Below are 18508 nucleotides of genomic sequence, written 5' to 3'. Positions count from 1 at the left end.
AGGCTTTCATATGAAACTGATATTTTTTAAGGCCAAGCATCACACAAAGCACGGCCTGATTCAGTTTCGATTTTTAAAGTTTATTCATCGTGTTGGCGTTTTAATTGGCACTGATTGCCCAAGTGCCCTCTGTTATTTCAAACTTTAGGTATTTGTCGTCATCACCGATAAACCGAACGCCATCGAGCTTTTCTGGTTTTGACCAGAATGAGCTGTTTTTTTGCCACACCTTTTTGCCGTTTATGCTTACCTGTTTAATGTTGAAATAGTGCTTTGGAATACCGACCACGGCTATTGTGTTTGCCGGTGAAGTTAAGCTAATAGCAATTTTGGAGTCGGTGCGTTTAATCTCAAAATCAATATCACCTTGTACACTGGGTACTGATTGTTTGATGTGCTTCATGTGCGCCATATTTGGCATGATTTCATAAGTTTTCCAAGCAACTGATGTGGGTGCAATGCCGGCAATATGTTGGCTTAATACCGTAGCTGGAGCATTCCATGCGTGGTTTTCGGTGCCACGACCGTCCATATACTCGGTTAAGGTGGAGCGTTCTTTGTTATCCACTTGCTTGCCATAACGTTGTTTCATTCGCGCTAACGCGTCGTCGTAACGGCCAGCAATCGCCATGGCGTTATAAATCATCCATTCAAAATGCGGGCTGGCAAAGTGATTAGGAATTAATACGTTATTGACAATTTGTTGATACTGCTCTGGCGTTGCTAAACCGAATAAAATAGCGATGGCATTGGCGCGATCATCTTTGAGCTTGTTAGGCTTACTACTATAAAAACCATCTTGCCAAAAGTGCTGTTGGAAGGCTTGTTTAAGCTCTGTTATTCGTTTTTCGTAAAACGCTATATGAGTATTGTCGTTTAAGGCTTTTGCCATTTTATGAGCAGATACTAAAGCGCTGTAATATAAAGCGTTTTGGATCACATCGTAATCAATAGTGTCTTGTGGGCCCCAGTCAGTCCATTTCCAAGCGCCACTTCTAAAGACGATCAGGCCATTGTCTTGTTTGTCCCAAATTGAAATATATCTGTGTACATAAGGGTAGGCGTAGGCGAGGGTTTCTAAATCACCGGTATTGTAATAATAATGCCAAATGGCTTGTTCAATAAACTGCAGGCTTTGTGCTGGTAATTCACGAAAACGTCCCGGACCTAAGCCTGCGAATACGCCTGATTCAGAATCACTAAAGGCCATGGTAACTTTAATCGCTTTTTTCAGAAGATCTCGGCCGGGTTTATCCATGCTATAAAATAGATAACTGGCTTGGTCGGCGACATCGCCAATCCACAAACCACGTTCACGGTCGGGGGTGTCCATAAAGTTATCACGTGCACAAATGTACAGGGTGTTTTCAGACATTTGCCAGATACGTGAATACCATGCATCGTCACTTTCAAAATGACCAACAGGCTTACCTACACCTGTCCAGCGGTATTTTAAACCGTGCACTGTCACGCCTTTAGGAATGGTATATTCAATGATGCGACCATTTAACCAAGAATAAGATTCAAACTGCTGGCGACCAGTTTTAGTGGTATAAAAGGTCTCAATTGTGTTTAATCGCATATTCGATTTGATGTGAATGTTTAAGCCCGCAGGCGCTTCAATATCAAAATAAGGCGTGAAGTTTTTATTAAAATCTAACTTACATTTTATTTTTTTACCGTCACTGATAAACGGGAATTTGGACGCAGGGAAGTTAGTGCAATTGACTAAACCGAAGTTATTTAACGGCGGGATTTCACTCGGGAATAACTCGAAAAACGGGGCGCGAGGAGGGTTTTTTGCACTGTTTGCCGCTTTCCACTTAGAGTCGTCAAAACCCGGTAAATACCAAGCGTCGTTACCCCAGTCACCCATATCATTGCGGGCATCATAATTAACACTCCATGCAGCAACTCGGCGATGTTTTTCTTTCGCTACCGGTTGATAAGCTAAATGTTGTTTAGCTTTCCATGACGTGTCAGAAATAATGAGCTGTTCACCCACCTTAGCCTGAAATATAAAACCACCAATTCTCGCCGAAATATGGGTGCCTTTGTCACCATTAGCGCCGTAATACCAAGCTAAAGCCGCAATGGTGTTTTTACCTTTTTTTAAGTATTTCTTGATATCAACTTGGTCGTAATATTTATTAGACGCAATGGGAAAACCGTCAACACGAGGCGAGGCTTTTACTGGCGATGGGCCACCAGTATAGCTGCCTTCAAACACCACCATTTCGCCATTGATCCATAACCAATATTTAGTATCGGCGCTGATATAAGCGGTTATTGCTTCATTAGTCGCTATCTTGTCAAAATCAGTGATATCGACTTCTTTACGCAGTGCAACCCAAGTGTTTGGGTTGCCAATTTTTTGTTTAGTCCAAATCCATTCCGCATCCCATTTTACAGCGGCAGATTGTAAAGAAAATAAAGTTAATAAGCTGGCAAGCAGCCCGAGTAATGTTATTCGTTTAGTCATTTGGTGTCCTAGATGTCTTAATAAGCACTGCATATATTTCACTCAGCACTTTTAGTCATTGGCTGTTATGTTTTATATGCATAAAAATCTTGATAGATATAAGACTTAGTCACCTTAATTGGCTATTGATACCCCTATTTTTTAAATTCTTTTATTTGTTTCTGTCATGGGTGTGTGAATCTTTGGCTTAGGTTTGAGCAACAAGTTATTTTCTTCATTAAAAACAAAGCAGAAAGCAGAACTAGAGTAGCTTAGCTCGCTTAGTTTAATGTCGCGCTAAGATGGGTTATGCGTAAGTGATTTAAACCATTCCACTGTAATGAACCTCAACTCGGTGCTTTTTTGAGGGCCTTTTTCCTGATAACTACGTTCAATTCGTTAGCAATAGCCAGCTATTACGTACGCAAATCCGTCTAGTTTAAGAAAGACACCTGTGAAAATAAATAATATCAATGGTTTAATTTGAATGGCTAATTTCATAATCAGAGTTAAGGTTAAGTAAATTCGGCCCTAATCTTTACAACTGAACTAAAATAATAAAATCTCAGAATAAGTTTGATTTGAGTGTTTTGGATGAATACTGTGCTGCTGTTAACACCCATTTAATAAGGAAGTAACTCGGACATGAAACAATTATTGTTAATATTATTTTTATTTACCTTCAATATATCGTCGCTTTCAGCACAAATTATATGGTCTGCGGAACCCACTAAAAGTGCTCAAGTCAGTGACTTCTTTAAAAGACTGGATACGGGGAACTATCCTCAAGATTATTGTGTTAGTCGAGGTGATGAAAAGGGCGTCCCCTCATCGTCAGCCAAAATAGCACAAGACCCTGAATTGGGAAGTATTTGGAAAATACATAAACCGCTTAATCGAAAAAGAGCCGAGTTTGCGCGTTTTGAGGGCACAGTTAATGCTTTATCGCCTAAAGAGGGAGATGACCTTTATATTTCATGGCAGTGGAAAATTGATACCCTTGATGGAGCCAAAATTGATAAAGAAATCACGGTATTTCAATGGAAATCAGCAAGTCCGCATCACCAAAATTATCCGCTTAACCTAGAGTATGATGGTGAGTTAACCTTAAATGCATTTGGCGCGAATTATAAAGGAAAGGTTTCGCAATCTGCTCGTCGGACTGTGCTGTGGCGCAAAGCTGTTCCGCAAGGTGAGTGGGTTTCTTTCATAGTTCGGATTAAAGTTGATAAAAATGATTTTGGTGGCATTGTTCAGTTTTGGTTTAATGGCGTTCAACAAGCGTTAGATAATAAACAAAGTAAGTTATATCAGGTGAAGTTATCGGATGATAAAAAAACCGCATTCCATAGGACTAATGATGGCAAGTTTGTTTATCCAAAGTGGGGCGCTTATAACAAGAAATCTTGCAAATATGCTGTCAACACTTACTACCATGATATGAAGGTGGGGACTAGCTTAGATTCTGTCATGTAAGTTTACGACGCAAACCATACATGCATCCCTCCTCTTCCTTAAGGGGGTTTTGCCTACAGCCATGGTAACATTTCATAGTGAGTTGTAGGCAGCCTGTTTTCCTCACCTTTTTTCCCGTTTCTTTTTCCTTTAGTTGGTATATATCAATCGTACGATTTTTGTATGCGTTTTAAAGGTAAGCCAGTTAATGGCTCTAGCTCAACAGCAGCATTCGCAGGTAACTCTAGTGTAGATGTTTTGGGGAGTGGTTGGGCATTTGGCGGTCGACCAAAGTAATTTTGCCCTTGCTGAACATTTTTAAAATGCTGCTGTAATAAAAATGGCGGTAAAGCAAAATCGTAAAACGCGACTTCATCAATAATGCCTGAGAAAGCCTCCATCGCCCAACGAGATTCTGCTGGATTATTTCCAATCGAAGCTTGTCCTGGCCCGCCACTTAAAATTTTTGACCCAGCTGGATATTGGTAACTTGCAAGTCGAACACCGTTTATATAGATGGCTTTCAAACCTGTTGTTACATTGTAGCTTGCTACTAGATGATGAAAATCACCTTGTTGCAACTGAGCTAATGTTGGGCGTCCTTCGAGCCCATCAAGTGGCAGTTTTAATTCATGGTAACCTTGACCGACAATGTAGAGACCAAAGCTTAAACTTTCATTAAATTGACCTTCTGGTCGCAGGTAGTTTTTACCTTGATCATGCTGAAAGCTGAGTAGCATGCGGAGTTCACCATCTCCTCGGTCTTTACGAAAGATAGTATCTATCGCTTTAAATTCACCAGAATATTCTGGACGAATCAGTGCCTCAATGGTGACGCCATCGGTCACCGAAAAAGATCCAGTTGCCGGTGCTGTACCACCACCGGAGCCTACATCAATACGTGCGTTGGCGCTATTATCAAAAATAAACGCGCCGTGTCCTACTAATCCGACTGTTCTGGAGGTTCCTGTTGAGGGGATGCCTGTTGCTCCGCCCGCTGAATCAATCGCACGATCACTTTGGCTATCAAAACTCCAAAAATGTTTCGGTTGCCATCGGCTGGGTATTAACAAGGTATTGTCGCCACTATGTATGATGGGGTTTTGATGCGCTTGAGTTAAGTCGAGGGAAAGCAATCCGCCATTTGTATGTAGGGTAAAATTGGAGCCATGCAGAATAATATTATTATTTGTTACTGGAGTGATTCTCAATTTTCCTTGGGTTAATCGTATTTCATTATGATTAAAAAACTTAATATGGGTATTGGCGGTTAAGAACAGTTTATCACCATCGGCGAGTATCAAACTAGAATCTTGATCAACTTGATATTCGCCCGAAAATAGCTGGGATTTATCTATTCTACCTTGGCCAATAATTGAAATTTTTCCCTGCTCGATTTCTGCAATAACCGGCGCAGTGTTTGGATTAAATATTTGCCAAACTAAGAATAACAAAAAGGTTAGAGTGATGAGTATTATCGACAATTTTAACAGCTTAGCAGGAGCTTTAGGGGGCTGTTTATTATCTTGGTTAGAAGATGCTGCTAATGGCATAGCTGTTGTTTGTTTTGGGTTGCCTGTGTATGTCGCTATATCGTTTAGTGCGTCTTCGCTGTCTTTACGTCTAATGACAAACTCTTCTGTGACGGCGGTTTCTGTTTTGCGTTTGTAGGAAAATTCTAAATTACGATCGGCACCAGAGAGTAATTGAGCATGCATTCCCATGTAATCATAAAAAAATTGTTGCGCTTCAAGGTTACCTTTAAGCAACTGTGATAATTGCTTTTGTTGTTCGGGAGTCGCTGTTTTAGTGCCTATCGCGTCAGCAATTTCTCGAATAGCGGCAAATTTTTCACTTCTGATCATTTCTTCTCTCCGCTAATTTTTTGTTCAACACAATCGAATAATTTTTTTCTTAATTTGTGGATAGCCTTGCGAATAGCATAGATAGAACGACCAGATTGATCAGCAATCTCTTGTGCCATCAAGTTATGATTATAAAAATATTGGTAAATTTTCTGCATTGGAGGGGGAAGCAAAGTATAGCAATGCTCTAAATGACGCCACTTTACTTCCTGTGCTGCAGTATTCTCTTCAAGGATTGAAAGGTTATTACTAAATTCTTGTAATAAGTCGTCTTCTAATCCTAACTGATATTTATTTTGTCTGCGTTTAAAGGCCCTAATGCGGTTAAATGCAATACAAGTTGCCCATTTAGAAAAGTCACTTCCGGGTTCAAATTTAGAAAACTCATTCCACAAAGTTAAACTAGTTTCTTGAAAAATATCGTCGGCAGCACTGGAATCCCAAACAGAAGCATAAATATAGCGATAAAGCCGATTTTTATCAGCTTCAAATAAGGCTTCAAATCCCTCAATGCTAGCTAAATTAGAGGGATTATTCTCAGATAACCGTATTTTATTTGATTGGTTTAGCGGCAAGCGAAGACCTTTAACATGTAAATCGAAAATGACTCGGCAGTGTATTAAACGTGCATATTGTTTAAAAAATGAGGAGGTATACTAGCCTATTAGTTATATTCTAAACAAGTCCTATCAAATTGAGTCATATTTTGATTTTTTCTTTTACCAAATTTAACTAGCTGTTTTTATGAGCTCAAGTTTAAAGTTAAGCGCAACAGGCTTTTAGCGGATCTATAAAAAGACTTATGATACATAGAAGATGCATTAAATATATCGTTAGTTGAGTTAAAGGGAGAAAGGTAAAGTTGCTTTATTAGTCATGCCGCTTCAAGCAAGCGGCATACTTTAGCTCAGGTCAAATAAATCATTTTTTTAAGTGGTTAAACTAATTTCCTTTGGGATTGCTTAATTTTCGAGCCGCCAAACCTAACATGCCAACACAGAAAATTGCTAAAGAAGTCGGCTCTGGTACTTTCGATACTTGAGACGATAGGATATCGCCATCTCTTACAGCCCAAGCATAGTAAGCACGAGATTTGTGAGAGTTAGTGACAGAGCCGTAAGTCGAATTTAAGTTAAATGCGGAGTTGGAACCTTCACTGTATTCGTCTTGAGTCCAATAATGAGAAGAAATCAGGTTATCAATTTGTAAGATCTCGCCAGTGATTGCATCGTTAAATTGGTTCGTTAATGCTAAAGAGCCACCTATATCATGCCATTCTGGATCGGTTGCACCATTTGAGTCGTAGATCCCGTGTAAACCAAGGTTGATATAAAACATGTAAGATAATTCGTTTTGGTGGCTAATGCATCCATAACCATTGTATATAGGATCACAGCTGGTATCAGTTGGATCTGCGGTTGTTAAGCGCCAATCGTCAAACCCTTCATATACAAGTTGGTCGGCCCAATTGTTAGCCGCATCCCAGCCCATACGGCCATTCGATTTTATGTCATGTGTCGAGCTAGAGAAAAATGAACCTTGCTTATTTTCTGAGGCGTACCCACTCGTATAGGCGTAATTAGCATCTTGTAACCATGTGATATCTAGCACGTCGTCGTATAACATGCCGTTACCTCTGTTGATTAAGCCTGCATGGGCGACGTTACTAAATATTAATGCGGCTAAGCTAATCAATTTAATTTTAGTCATCTTATCTTTCCTTATATGTGGTAAAACTAAACTCTATTTATTTCAGCGCTCTGTTGGAGCTTGCAATATGAGAGTCGTAGCAATGAGATTATTAAACTTGCTCTAGTTTAATAAGATGATTAGCGGGTGGTAGATACGTATTTTTGAAAGCTAAGTGCAATAAATAAATAAAAATTTAGTGCTTGAAGCTTAAAATTAGAATCATATAAGATAGAATCTGTATTTATTTTACGGAATTTATAGAGTCACTGAATGAACGATGTACGAGATAGCTCTCCAGACATTACGGAGTTAATTGTAAAGTGGAAATCTGGCAGTTCGACATCTTTTAATGACATTTTTTCATACTGTTACCAAAGAATAAAAAACGAAGTTAGAAAACAAAAACTCAAACAAAACAGTAAATCTGCCGCTTTGGACATTTGTTTACAGACGACCACCACTATCGTTCACGATGCTTATATAAAACTATCAAAGCACAGAGAACAAACAGTGAGTACAAGGAAAGAACTTTATACCTTGATTGCTCAAGTGGTTAAGAGTGTGTTGTATGATCAATACCGGAAAGCTTCTAGTTTAAAAAGAAAGACAGATTCTGCCGATAACTTTAATCATGAGCAAAATCATATTTTTGAAGTACCTGATATTTATGCCAAATTAAATCTGGCGGAAACCAGCTTAGCGGCTGAAAAGGAAAGGTGCGTTGAGGTATTTAATTTAAGTTTATTTGCTGGTTTAACGCCAGATGAGATAGCTAATTTACTGGGCATATCTATTAGGACAGTGCACAATGACTTAAGCTTTGCTAAGTCGTGGTATCTTAACGAATTAGTTGATTAATATGTCAAATTTTTATGATTTATTTATAGAGCTTTCTAAAGAGCCGAATCCTGAAGTCTCTGAAATTTACAAAAACCTAGTACAGCATAGCCCTAAAAAAGCTAGTAAGTTGCTTAATCTGCTTTCTCACAAGCAAAAAGATTCCGATTTGCTGTTTGAAAAAATTTACGAACCACTCATGCAAATGGATGACCCTGATAACAGAATAGGTCGCTTAATTAATGGAAAATACCGTTTGATCGAACTGATTGGTCAAGGTGGTATGAGTGATGTGTATAAAGCTGAACGTATCGATGGATTAATTGAGCAAGTTGTCGCGGTGAAATATTTTTCGTTAGCACATAGCTACGATGATGCAATGGTCACAATTAAAGGCGAAGCACAAATTCTGGAAAAATTAGATCACCAGCACATCGCCAGTTTTATTGATGTTGGTTTTGATGAAACGGGAGAACCAAATATACTAATGGAATATATAGCAGGTGAGACTCTGCATCGTTTTTTACAATCAAATCCAGAACCGAAAACACTGAAAAAAATTGAACATACCTTTAGGCAGGCATTAGCACATGCTGAGTCTAAAGGGGTTAAACATGGTGATATTAGTTTGAACAATGTATTAGTGGATCATGATGGTAACGCGAATATTATTGATTTCGATATAGCCAGTACAGAACCAAGGTGTGTTGATTAGCGCACTTTGAGTTCCAGCAAGCAATAAATTATTAATTCCAAGGAGAAAGGTATATTTATGTTTTACAAACTCTCACGTTACTTTAGCTTAATTTTCGCTATATTGTTTTTATCAAGCTGTGTCAGTGGACCTTCTAAGTCTACTCAAAAAATTAATGCAATTACGAGTAGCCCAATTGCCCCTTCATCTTACAAGTCAAATATTTCAAAAAATGTGAAAGTCGTAAAAGATAGATGTCAGGACGTTAAACCTCAAGATCAACACTATCAATTCTGCATTGACAGGAAACGTGACGCTCAAAGCCGTGCTAAAGATAAAGTTGTGGTGTTTAAATGATAATGGAACAATCAGAAATCAAGCCATCTTCTTGGTATACCCATACTAAAATCATACTGCTTATTTCAATATTTGTTATTTATATTGGATTAGAGTTGTCTCTCAATTTTATGCTGATTGATTTTTATTCATTACCCGTTAGTGAATTATTTGGGGAGCAAGCGGAAGCTATAAAACGTTTGGATATTTTTGGTCGTTTGTTATCTAGCTTCGGCCTTGCTTTGGTCATTGTTTCATTTTTTCCTAAGATTAATGCACTGTCTCTTAAGCTTAATAACCGCTTTATGAAGCAATTTCCTGCGCTGGCTTTTTTACGTCAGGATATTGTTTGGTCAAAGATTATTATTTTTATCTTAATTTGGGCTATGTTGTTCCCCATTTATAGGATTGCGGTTGACTCTTATGTTCACTCTCGCAGTAATGATGACAAGTTGAGTGCAGTGAGGGCTATTATTTACAAGGAAGGTCACTTAGCTGGTCGAATAAAAATTGATGGTGCCAATGATTATAATGCTTTGTTGGAAGACGGGCAGAGAGCTGGGTTAATTAACTCGTTAATTCCAGCATTAGCCTATATCTCTACAGAATTTAATCAGCTCATTGAGCGTAACATGGAGCAGTTAGCTGATACATATTTAACGGGTCACCAAGAAGAGCGTTTCTTAAAAGAAGGGCTACCCAAATTAAGACGGTTCGATGATTTTTATCGACAGGAATACCAAAAATATCAACAAGCGAACAATCGCTATATGCGAGCGGTCGAACGATTAGAAGATGATGACGCGATATATAGAGAGCAGTTGCAGTTAATTGATATCACAAATAAGGAATTGCAAACGAGCTGGGACACCTATGTTTATCAATTTGAATCGGCGAGAGATAACTTTAAAACTTTATCAAAAAACCCAAGCTTGGAAGATTTACATCGCCAATATAAAAAGCAATTCAAATCTAGCCGATGTAACGATAGTTGCCGCCAACAAATCAGAGCTGCACATGCTAATGATTTGAATAACATCAAGTATGAAAGTGGCCAATATATAGGTGTTAATGTTCTCCCCGAAGATGTCTTCTTTATGGGGATAATAGACACTGATGACCGATTATTAGCTATGCTTACTACTGGCCGTAAACGTTGGTTGAAAGCTGCTTATGGTGTTGGAGAGCATGAAACCTTTGATACTTTTGTTGTTTCGGAAGATGCACGTAAATTACTGATTAAAAAATTTAATCAGCAGGGGATTACTTTACCTGATAATTGGCAAGTTCACGAGGTATCTGCAATTGCAGAATTTCTTTATAAGAAATATGAAACTGAAGCAAAAAATATCTGGGATGAATACAAAACAACCTCCAAGCTTTCAATATTTGAGTCTGGTTTAGATAGGGTTGGTTTTGCGACACACAAAAATGTAAATAAAGAAGCAAAACGAGTACTTGGCTCATATTACATATCCGAGTTTACGCCAGGTTTATCGGAAAGCGAGTATTTAAAAAAATGGATAGCACAACAAGATAATATTTCATTTATTCGAATGATATCTTCAACTGCTGCTGCCTCTGCTTTTGCTCCGGGTGGATCTTTGTATCAATTAGGTGTCGATGCACTGAAGCTATCTGTCGTTTTGCCTTTTAGTGTCGCTATTAGTTTTACGGCTATTTTTGTCTTAATGTTGAAAACTTTGATTCAATTATGTCGTTTTAGATGGCACGGATTGCCATACATAATTTTATTATCTAGTTTAGTTTCAGTGGTATTTATTGTTCCTGTGTATGACTCCCTGCATGAAGAAAATAGCTTTGCACAAATTATGAATTCTTTTGCAGAAAATGTTAAAGATGAAACTTCATTAGCTATCAAAAGTGATGAAGAGGAATTAAAATTTTTAGTTTTTGGCCGTGGTTTAGACTTAGAGAGTGGTTTGTATCTTAAATATAGAAATCATGGCTTTTTACAGTTTGTTTCAAGTTTGGTTGTACCTCAATTTTATCTCAATAATGAAGGCGAAAAGATAGCTAAAATTAGCTCTACGGATTCTGTGTTTAAAGCCTTAAGTTCTTATGATGAAATTTTTAATTCAGTGTTTTATCAAGTCCCAAGTTGGATGCTCTCCGACTTTTTATTTTGGGTGAGTGATAAAAAAGAATTTGACGCGAATGTAACTATCCTCAAGCGAGATCATAGTATTGGTGCTTTCTTTGGGGTTAATTTAACGAATAACAAAGTGTCTAAAGTCACAGTCCCTAATTTTCTAGAAAATAGAGATTTAGCTTTACTCGCGGAACAAAAGTATTTCTATAACCCTGATATATCCAGTTTAGCCGAAAGTTTTGTTAATAATTACGGCGATGGCGGATATTTTTTGAGTATGGCAAACGGGTCTATTTTTAAAGAATCACTGTTAAATAAAATTGAAAAATCTATGGTAACGCTTTTGAATGATCAGAAGCACTTATTAGCAACCATTAATAACTTGAAATCCATGGGCTATGAGAATTTAGTTTTAGTGCAGACAACTCGGTCTGATGATTATCAATGTTTTGCTGTGCCAACAGTTTCAACAAGTTCATTTGCTGAAACGATTACGGCTAATAATCTCAGCTTTAAGCAAATAGATAACTGTAAAGGAGTTTTGTAATGTTTAAATATGGACTGAATTGGATTAAAAATACCTTCATTGATTTGGTTTTTCTTTTGATTATGTTTTCGATTATTTATTTCGCTTTTAAGTCGATGAATCAAGAATTACAAGAAGAGGTCAATCAAGCTGTTCACACACTAGAGCGGATTAAGATTAAATGGGTAATGATTAAGGAATAAGTTATGTCAGATGAAACGAACACGAGTAATGTAGAGAAAAAGTCCATGTTTAAATTTTCATTCGAGTTAAATGCCTATGTCGGGATCGCAGTTTGTGGATTGCTTTGGTTTGGCTATTCAGGGCACCAAGAAAACTTGAAAAACAGTCAAAAAGTGAATGACTTACTTGTTAAGTACGAAAAAACACTGGATGCCGCAATCAAAAATGATTCTGCCTCTTTGAGAAATTACCAAAAAAATCTTGAAAAAGCATTGTCAGATCTTTCACCACAAGAGAAAAAAATATTAGAAGCCGCCTTAAGGTTGTCTGAATAATCTAGCAGACAGAATTATTAACACTGCACTGGAAAGGGCATTTACATTCTGCCCTTTCCCACCTAGGTGAGTTCAAGGATAAATTATTGAGTAGAGATTCTGTCTATTAAAAAATGAGCTTGCTCAAAGCTTTCTAACACATGGATGCATTTACCTAGTAATTGTTTATCGACAGGCAGATAATCTGGAATGGCTACAGTTTGACAACCTGCACTTGTCGCGGCGGCAACACCTGCTGATGAATCTTCAAATACCAATACATTTTCTGGATTAAGTTTTAGCTGCTCACAGGCCATTAAATAACAGTCAGGTGCTGGTTTTGCCTGGGTGACTAAATCGCCGGTGATAAACACTTTAAATTCATCCATGTAATCTGTTTTTGTAAAGCTAAGTACGGCTGCGTCATGCACGCTAGAGGTGACTAACCCAATAGGCATATTGAGTTGCTTTAGTTGACTAAAAAAATCTGAAAATCCAGGTTTCTGTGGTAAGCCTAAGCTTTTTTGATGATCTATATATGCACGATTGTGCGCGATAAATTCTTCCATAGGAAAGTCTTCGCCAAACATTTTATGCGCCCGTGCATAGCATTCAACTGCTCTGACGCCAACAAAATCATCATACATTTTTGCAGTAAAATGCTGATTAAAGGCTTTAGCGCTTTCAACCCAAGAATCACAGTACATTTTTTCACTGTCAAAAATGGTTCCGTCTTTATCAAATAATACGGCTTTTATTGGTTTCATTCTGTTTATTCCTGACTGGTTTGGTTTTGTATAGATAAATGGTCTTTTGACTCACATATGGTCACTGGAATCGATTTAGAAGTTGGAGTATATGATTGTTTACCTACACTATCAATTGCAAGTAAAGGGTTAGTCTCCGGGTAATAAGCCGCTAAATTTCCGGCTGGAATATCATAAAAAACGAGACTAAACCCAGTGACCTTTCTGCTAATACCTTGGTCGCATTTTGAGTGAATGTCAATGAGTTGAGATTCAGTTAAGTTTAATTTTTTGGCGTCATCAGGATTAATAAAAACGATATTGCGTTGACCTTTGATACCTCGATATCTGTCGTCTAAACCATATATTGTCGTATTGTATTGGTCGTGTGAGCGTAGGCTTTGAAGCATAAAAAATGCTTTGTCATTGGCAACCTTTTTTTGCTGGCTGTAACAGTCCGCCAAAATCGATGTTGGCAAAGCGCTAGGGTTAAATTGGGCGCGGTTATTTTGTGTTCGCCAAGTTAAGTTTGCCGCTGAATTTGCTAAATGAAATCCATGTTTTTGGGTAATCTTTTGATTAAAGTCCTCAAAGCCTGTGACGGTCTTTGCGATTAGATCTCGGATACGGCTGTAGTCTTCAATTAAGTGAAGCCAGTTTATTGATGTCTCGCCTGTCTTTTCTGAAAGTGTTGCATGAGCCATATTCGCGACAATAGCAGTTTCAGATAGACATAATTCAGAAATCGGCGGTGTTAGACCAGATGAGGCATGCACCATGCTAAAGGTATCTTCAACGGTAATTTGCTGGGGGCCAGTTGCTTGCATGTCGATTTCGGTTCTACCTAAACAAGGTAAAATTAAGGCTTGGTCTGAAACGAGCAAATGTGAGCGATTGAGTTTGGTACTAATTTGAACGTTTAGCTCGCTGTTTGTGATGGCTTGATGAGTATATTCTGTGTCTGCCGCCGCCGATGCTAAATTGCCACCTAGGCAGATTAAAACCTTGCTGCTTTTTTCATGTAAGGCTTTTAACGCCGCTTGCACATTATGTCCTGATTGTTTAGGCAATTCGGTCGCGTAGAAATTCTCTAAGCTTTGAATAAAATCGAGTGGCGCTTTTTCGTTTATCCCCATAGTGCGATTGCCCTGAACATTACTATGACCTCGAACTGGACACAAACCTGCGCCTGGTTTGCCAATTTGACCGGTAAGCAAATGCAGGTTGACGATTTCTTTAATTGTATCTACCGAGTGGCTATGTTGAGTAATGCCCATTGCCCAACAGCTAATCACCTTGTCACTTTGAATAAAAATATCCGCGGCTTGCTGTATTTCGGCTTTTGTTAAGCCAGATTGCGCTTCAATTGATTGCCAAGAGGTTTGCTTAACTGCTTGCTGGTAAGCTTGATAAGCATGGGTATGTTGTTCGATAAATTGAGTATTAATCGCTTGGTTATGCTGCTCAAAAATGTGTTTAGCCATCCCTCTAAGCGCTGCCATGTCACCGCCAAGAATAGGGGTAAGGTATAAGTGACTAATTTTAGTAGCGGCAGAGGTTAATAATTCGGTTGGGCTTTGCGGACTAGCAAACTTTTCTAATGCGACCTCTTTTAGATTATTAAAGCTGACAATTTTACACGCATTTTTGGCCGCTTTTCTGAGCGCGTTCATCATTCTCGGGTGGTTTGTACCTGGGTTTTGACCAAACACAAAAATAGCACTTGCTTGATAAAAATCGTCTAAAACAACAGTACCTTTACCAACCCCTACGGCCTGATTTAATGCCACGCCACTGGCTTCATGACACATGTTTGAACAGTCTGGAAAGTTATTTGTTCCAAACATTCGGCCAAACAATTGATATAAATATGAAGCTTCATTACTGGCTCTACCTGAGGTATAAAATTCGACTTCATTCGGTGAACTGAGTTGATTTAGTTTACGGCTAATGAGCTCAAATGCATCGGCCCAGCTGATCGCTTCATAATGATCAGTTTGCTTGTTATAAGACATAGGCTGAGTTAGCCGGCCTTGGTATTCCAGCCAATAATCGGACTGTTTTCTAAGTTGACTCACTTTATGCTTGGCAAAAAAATCAGCTTCTACTTTTTTCTCTGTTGATTCCCAAGCGATTGCTTTGGCACCATTTTCACAAAATTGTAGATGTCCTTCTTTGCTGTCTCCCCAAGCGCAACCAGGACAATCAAAGCCGCCTGATTTATTCATCCTGAGCAGGTTCTTAATATTATCTTTTGCTCTTTTACTTTGTAAAACATGTTTTATGGTTGACTGTACCGAAGCCAAACCGCCTGCTTTACTTGGTTTTTCTATGTTATCAGACATATTTAATTACCTGTTTATTGACTAAGGGTTGTGCGGCAGTAATAAATTGGCGCGTCTACTTTAGGAATGTGAATTAGATTTAACCCATGTTCTATTGCCATATTGACCGCAAGCTGGCTGGGGGAAGCTAGACTGACTAAATTATTAATTTTTGCCAAAATCGCTTTTTGGATTAGCTCACTACTACATCGACTTGTGACTAATACAGATTTAATTTGTTGATTTGATCTTAGGTTATGACCTATAAGCTTATCTAAAGCATTGTGCCGGCCAATATCTTCACGACATGCCGTTATATTAGTCTGTTCATCCAAATTAAATGCTGCGTGGATTGCCCCGCTCTGCTTAGCTTTAACTTGAAAGGTTTGGATTTGCCGCCTTAAAGCGACTAGATCTGTAAATTCAAGCGCTTCACTAGGTGCTAGTTGATTTAATTTGGGAAAGGCTTGTTCTAATGCTTCTAAGCCACAGATACCACAACCAGCAGCTGCTGGATACTGACGTTTTTGCTGCTTTAATTGTGAGCTACACCGATTGGCAATATCGACATTAATTAGCAAGCCAAGGTTAGTATTTTCGACCTTAATATCATGAATATCATGATTATTTTTAATCACAGACTGACTAAATAAAAAGCCCACGACAAAATCTTCTAGATCATCCGGCGTTAACATGACCACGGCATAGTTGATGCTATTAATACTAATAGCCGCAGCGACTTCATCGACTAGGTGGTTAATTTTCATTATGGGGGCTGGGTTTGATTTCAAATTTTGTCTTGTTAGTAAGGTCAATTAGGCCTTTATATTAGTCATTTGTTAACAATAGTCCAATTAAACAATTTTATTCCGTGATAGTATTAATCTATCGTTAAATTAACTTTAATAGTTATTGTAAATGAATTTAAAGCAGCTTAATTATTTTCATCAACTTGCCAAGCACAAGCACTTCGCAAAGGCCGCTAAAGCTTGCCACATTACTCAGCCTACTTTATCTGCAAGTATTTCTGCCTTGGAGCGAGAGTTAAACACAGATCTTGTGATCCGAAACAGCCAGTTTTTGGCTTTAACGGATGAAGGTAAAATTTTATTAAGTCACGCGGAGAAAATCTTGTTTGAACAACAAGCTCTAACACAAGCGCTGTCGGTTAAATCTGGTGAGTTAAGCGGAAAGTTAAAACTAGGCGTAGTGCCTCAATCTGATAAAGATATTATTTCAATCGTTAAGCGCTTTAATCATAAATACCCTAATATCACTCTGGTTTTGAGGGTAATGAGTAATGAACAAATTTACCAAGAATTAGACTCTCACGCTTTAGACATAGGACTCGGCTTTGTGCCGCCAAATGAGGCTAGCTTTAGCGCTTATCAATTCATTGCTACTTGCCAAAATCGTTTAGCCTATATTACTAATCAAAAGTCGATTACTGCGGATCTTGAAACTTGTTCATTATCTCAGCTGGATGGACAAAAAATTTGCCTACTCAGTGAAAATATGAAGTTTAGGCAACTAATAGATACAGCACTTGAAACTAATCAAATTAAAATACAACTCGTATTGGAAACTGATTGTATGTTGAGTTTAGCGACAGCGGTTAAACAAGGGCTAGGTGGAGCGATTATAAGCCTAAGTAGTGCGAAAGCCATAGCAGAGGCGTTTCAATTAACTTATCTGGAAATTGTAGGGGGGGAATTAAGTAAAACAGCCTTTATTACACGTAAGACAAGTATGACACCTGCAACAAAGGCTTTTTTAGCTTTGCTAGATGAATATCAGCAAAGCTAATGGAGAAGATAAGGTATGGCTACTTTATATTTTTTCTTAAAGCAGCAATGGCTTCTTTAACATCATCGTTGCGTATGCCATTAATGATATGCTTATGCTCATCTACAAGCGCTTGTGACGTTTTAATTCGCTTATAGTTCATACGCATACGCATGACAATTGGATACCATATATTAGTTAAATCTTCGCCGCCGGCTAGATTAACTAAATATTGATGGAATTCGACATCTGTTTTAGTTAACTCAGTAAATTCTTCACGGTCAAAATGCTCTTGCATACGTTCTATGATGAGTTCAAGGTCGCTTAAATGCTTTTCTGTCACAATTGACATTAAGTTTTTAATCGCAAATTCTTCAATTTTACGACGAATTTCAACGTTTAACTTTTGCATTTCTGGTGATAACGGACTGCTGACTGATGAGCCTATGTTATTTTTACTAACTAATAATCCTTCTTTAGTCAGCTTTAATAATACATCTCGGATAGGTCCACGAGAAACGCCAAAACGTTCGGCTAGTTGTTGTTCGTTGAGCTTAGTATTTGACTCTAGCTCGCCAGAGATAATGTCTGACCTTAAAGCATCTGCAATTTGCTCACGAACAGGGACTATTTTGTTAGTTTTATTCATCTTACTCAGTTCCAATTCATATGATAATTGATATATATGGTCGATTGTAAACGAAAAACAATTGATAGCGAAGAGTTTAATATTGCTTTGCGACAATTTTCTATATTTATCTAATTTATATTTCCAAATATATATATGTTATTAACAAAAAAACAACAGTTAAATCTGATTAAGATTTAACTATATGATATTTATGTAAAATGTTAATTATTAGATACTCCCTGTACTTTCTCTATTTAGTTAACTGTTAACTATTTTGTTAAAAAATGCAAGTTCACATTCAAAAATACCCTTAAGTTAGTTAAAGAATTTAATCTAAATTTACACTTCTAATTTGATTGATATTCCTTTTTGTACTTAAAACCTAGTCCTAATAACAAAATATCATATAAATTTTTTTCTATTTTTTTAAAAAAAAATTATTAGATTCGTCTAATTTTCGTGCCGAAAATACTAAATTAACAAAATTAGTGGAAATCTTTATTGCGTTAAATTCATACAAATAATTAAATTAAGTAACTGTAAATC

The 18508-nt window shown here is 37.7% G+C and carries 15 protein-coding genes; 7 read left to right on the top strand and 8 right to left on the bottom strand.

Annotated features, from left to right (window positions below):
* Positions 1-100 precede the first annotated feature (100 nt).
* Complete coding sequence (locus tag XM47_RS15465; RefSeq protein WP_048694481.1) at positions 101-2482, bottom strand: alpha-L-rhamnosidase-related protein; 2382 nt, start codon at positions 2480-2482, stop codon at positions 101-103.
* A 624-nt stretch (positions 2483-3106) separates the two neighbouring features.
* On the opposite strand from XM47_RS15465, the gene XM47_RS15460 reads away from it, so the two are divergent.
* Entirely contained in the window at positions 3107-3937 is an 831-nt protein-coding gene (locus XM47_RS15460) for a heparin lyase I family protein (RefSeq protein WP_048694479.1), read from the top strand.
* A 143-nt stretch (positions 3938-4080) separates the two neighbouring features.
* On the opposite strand, the gene XM47_RS15455 is transcribed toward XM47_RS15460, so the two are convergent.
* The 3 genes from XM47_RS15455 to XM47_RS15445 all read right to left on the bottom strand — a co-directional run bounded on the left by XM47_RS15455 (position 4081) and on the right by XM47_RS15445 (position 7491).
* The gene (locus tag XM47_RS15455; RefSeq protein ID WP_048694476.1) at positions 4081-5781 is read right to left on the bottom strand and encodes a LamG-like jellyroll fold domain-containing protein; all 1701 of its coding nucleotides are present in this window, start codon (positions 5779-5781) and stop codon (positions 4081-4083) included.
* On the bottom strand, positions 5778-6356 hold the full coding sequence (locus XM47_RS15450) for a sigma-70 family RNA polymerase sigma factor (RefSeq protein WP_078061934.1): 579 nt from the start codon (positions 6354-6356) through the stop codon (positions 5778-5780). Before XM47_RS15450 ends, XM47_RS15455 begins: the two co-directional genes overlap by 4 nt.
* Positions 6357-6723: 367 nt before the next feature.
* Positions 6724-7491, bottom strand: coding sequence for a PEP-CTERM sorting domain-containing protein (locus tag XM47_RS15445; protein ID WP_048694473.1), 768 nt, complete (start codon positions 7489-7491; stop codon positions 6724-6726).
* 252 nt (positions 7492-7743) lie between these two features.
* Here XM47_RS15445 and XM47_RS15440 point away from each other — a divergent pair, with 252 nt between their 5' ends.
* The 5 genes from XM47_RS15440 (at position 7744) to XM47_RS15415 (ending at position 12497) form a co-directional block, all read left to right on the top strand.
* A complete protein-coding gene (locus XM47_RS15440; RefSeq protein WP_048694472.1) occupies positions 7744-8331 on the top strand; it encodes an ECF-type sigma factor in 588 nt (195 codons plus the stop codon).
* Between the two features lies 1 nt (position 8332).
* The gene (locus XM47_RS15435) at positions 8333-9025 is read left to right on the top strand and encodes a protein kinase domain-containing protein (RefSeq protein ID WP_048694469.1); all 693 of its coding nucleotides are present in this window, start codon (positions 8333-8335) and stop codon (positions 9023-9025) included.
* A gap of 57 nt (positions 9026-9082) precedes the next feature.
* Complete coding sequence (locus XM47_RS15430; protein ID WP_048694467.1) at positions 9083-9361, top strand: hypothetical protein; 279 nt, start codon at positions 9083-9085, stop codon at positions 9359-9361.
* Positions 9358-12000, top strand: coding sequence for a hypothetical protein (locus tag XM47_RS15425; RefSeq protein WP_048694465.1), 2643 nt, complete (start codon positions 9358-9360; stop codon positions 11998-12000). The genes XM47_RS15430 and XM47_RS15425 overlap by 4 nt, the downstream gene beginning before the upstream one ends.
* A 185-nt stretch (positions 12001-12185) precedes the next feature.
* Positions 12186-12497 carry a hypothetical protein gene (locus tag XM47_RS15415; RefSeq protein ID WP_048694459.1) on the top strand — a complete coding sequence of 104 codons (312 nt, stop codon included), beginning with the start codon at positions 12186-12188 and terminating at the stop codon, positions 12495-12497.
* A gap of 83 nt (positions 12498-12580) precedes the next feature.
* Here the strand turns inward: XM47_RS15415 and XM47_RS15410 are convergent, their stop codons facing one another.
* Genes XM47_RS15410 through fdhD form a run of 3 tightly spaced genes read right to left on the bottom strand, consistent with a single transcriptional unit; the run spans position 12581 to position 16313 of the window.
* Positions 12581-13243, bottom strand: a complete 663-nt coding sequence (locus XM47_RS15410) for an HAD family hydrolase (RefSeq protein WP_048694457.1) — start codon at positions 13241-13243, stop codon at positions 12581-12583.
* A 5-nt stretch (positions 13244-13248) separates the two neighbouring features.
* Positions 13249-15567: an FdhF/YdeP family oxidoreductase gene (locus tag XM47_RS15405; protein ID WP_048694456.1), complete on the bottom strand. Its 2319-nt coding sequence runs from the start codon at positions 15565-15567 to the stop codon at positions 13249-13251.
* A 14-nt stretch (positions 15568-15581) separates the two neighbouring features.
* Positions 15582-16313, bottom strand: coding sequence for a formate dehydrogenase accessory sulfurtransferase FdhD (fdhD, locus tag XM47_RS15400; protein WP_053084589.1), 732 nt, complete (start codon positions 16311-16313; stop codon positions 15582-15584).
* A gap of 151 nt (positions 16314-16464) precedes the next feature.
* On the opposite strand from fdhD, the gene XM47_RS15395 reads away from it, so the two are divergent.
* Complete coding sequence (locus XM47_RS15395; protein WP_048694450.1) at positions 16465-17352, top strand: LysR family transcriptional regulator; 888 nt, start codon at positions 16465-16467, stop codon at positions 17350-17352.
* Positions 17353-17371: 19 nt separating this feature from the next.
* Here XM47_RS15395 and XM47_RS15390 read toward each other — a convergent pair whose 3' ends face one another.
* Positions 17372-17980, bottom strand: coding sequence for a GntR family transcriptional regulator (locus tag XM47_RS15390; RefSeq protein ID WP_048694448.1), 609 nt, complete (start codon positions 17978-17980; stop codon positions 17372-17374).
* Positions 17981-18508: the final 528 nt, after the last annotated feature.

This window comes from Catenovulum maritimum, assembly GCF_001050375.1.
Taxonomy (GTDB): Bacteria; Pseudomonadota; Gammaproteobacteria; order Enterobacterales; family Alteromonadaceae; genus Catenovulum; species Catenovulum maritimum.
Note: the sequence above shows the minus strand (reverse complement) of the source record. Positions and strands in the feature narration are given on the sequence as shown.

What these genes read in the sequence shown, in the direction of transcription:
- XM47_RS15465 (WP_048694481.1), bottom strand. Translation starts at nt 2,482, where the DNA reads ATGACTAAACGAATAACATTACTCGGGCTGCTTGCCAGCTTATTAACT.
- XM47_RS15460 (WP_048694479.1), top strand. Translation starts at nt 3,107, where the DNA reads ATGAAACAATTATTGTTAATATTATTTTTATTTACCTTCAATATATCG.
- XM47_RS15455 (WP_048694476.1), bottom strand. Translation starts at nt 5,781, where the DNA reads ATGATCAGAAGTGAAAAATTTGCCGCTATTCGAGAAATTGCTGACGCG.
- XM47_RS15445 (WP_048694473.1), bottom strand. Translation starts at nt 7,491, where the DNA reads ATGACTAAAATTAAATTGATTAGCTTAGCCGCATTAATATTTAGTAAC.
- XM47_RS15440 (WP_048694472.1), top strand. Translation starts at nt 7,744, where the DNA reads ATGAACGATGTACGAGATAGCTCTCCAGACATTACGGAGTTAATTGTA.
- XM47_RS15435 (WP_048694469.1), top strand. Translation starts at nt 8,333, where the DNA reads ATGTCAAATTTTTATGATTTATTTATAGAGCTTTCTAAAGAGCCGAAT.
- XM47_RS15430 (WP_048694467.1), top strand. Translation starts at nt 9,083, where the DNA reads ATGTTTTACAAACTCTCACGTTACTTTAGCTTAATTTTCGCTATATTG.
- XM47_RS15425 (WP_048694465.1), top strand. Translation starts at nt 9,358, where the DNA reads ATGATAATGGAACAATCAGAAATCAAGCCATCTTCTTGGTATACCCAT.
- XM47_RS15415 (WP_048694459.1), top strand. Translation starts at nt 12,186, where the DNA reads ATGTCAGATGAAACGAACACGAGTAATGTAGAGAAAAAGTCCATGTTT.
- XM47_RS15410 (WP_048694457.1), bottom strand. Translation starts at nt 13,243, where the DNA reads ATGAAACCAATAAAAGCCGTATTATTTGATAAAGACGGAACCATTTTT.
- XM47_RS15405 (WP_048694456.1), bottom strand. Translation starts at nt 15,567, where the DNA reads ATGTCTGATAACATAGAAAAACCAAGTAAAGCAGGCGGTTTGGCTTCG.
- fdhD (WP_053084589.1), bottom strand. Translation starts at nt 16,313, where the DNA reads ATGAAAATTAACCACCTAGTCGATGAAGTCGCTGCGGCTATTAGTATT.
- XM47_RS15395 (WP_048694450.1), top strand. Translation starts at nt 16,465, where the DNA reads ATGAATTTAAAGCAGCTTAATTATTTTCATCAACTTGCCAAGCACAAG.
- XM47_RS15390 (WP_048694448.1), bottom strand. Translation starts at nt 17,980, where the DNA reads ATGAATAAAACTAACAAAATAGTCCCTGTTCGTGAGCAAATTGCAGAT.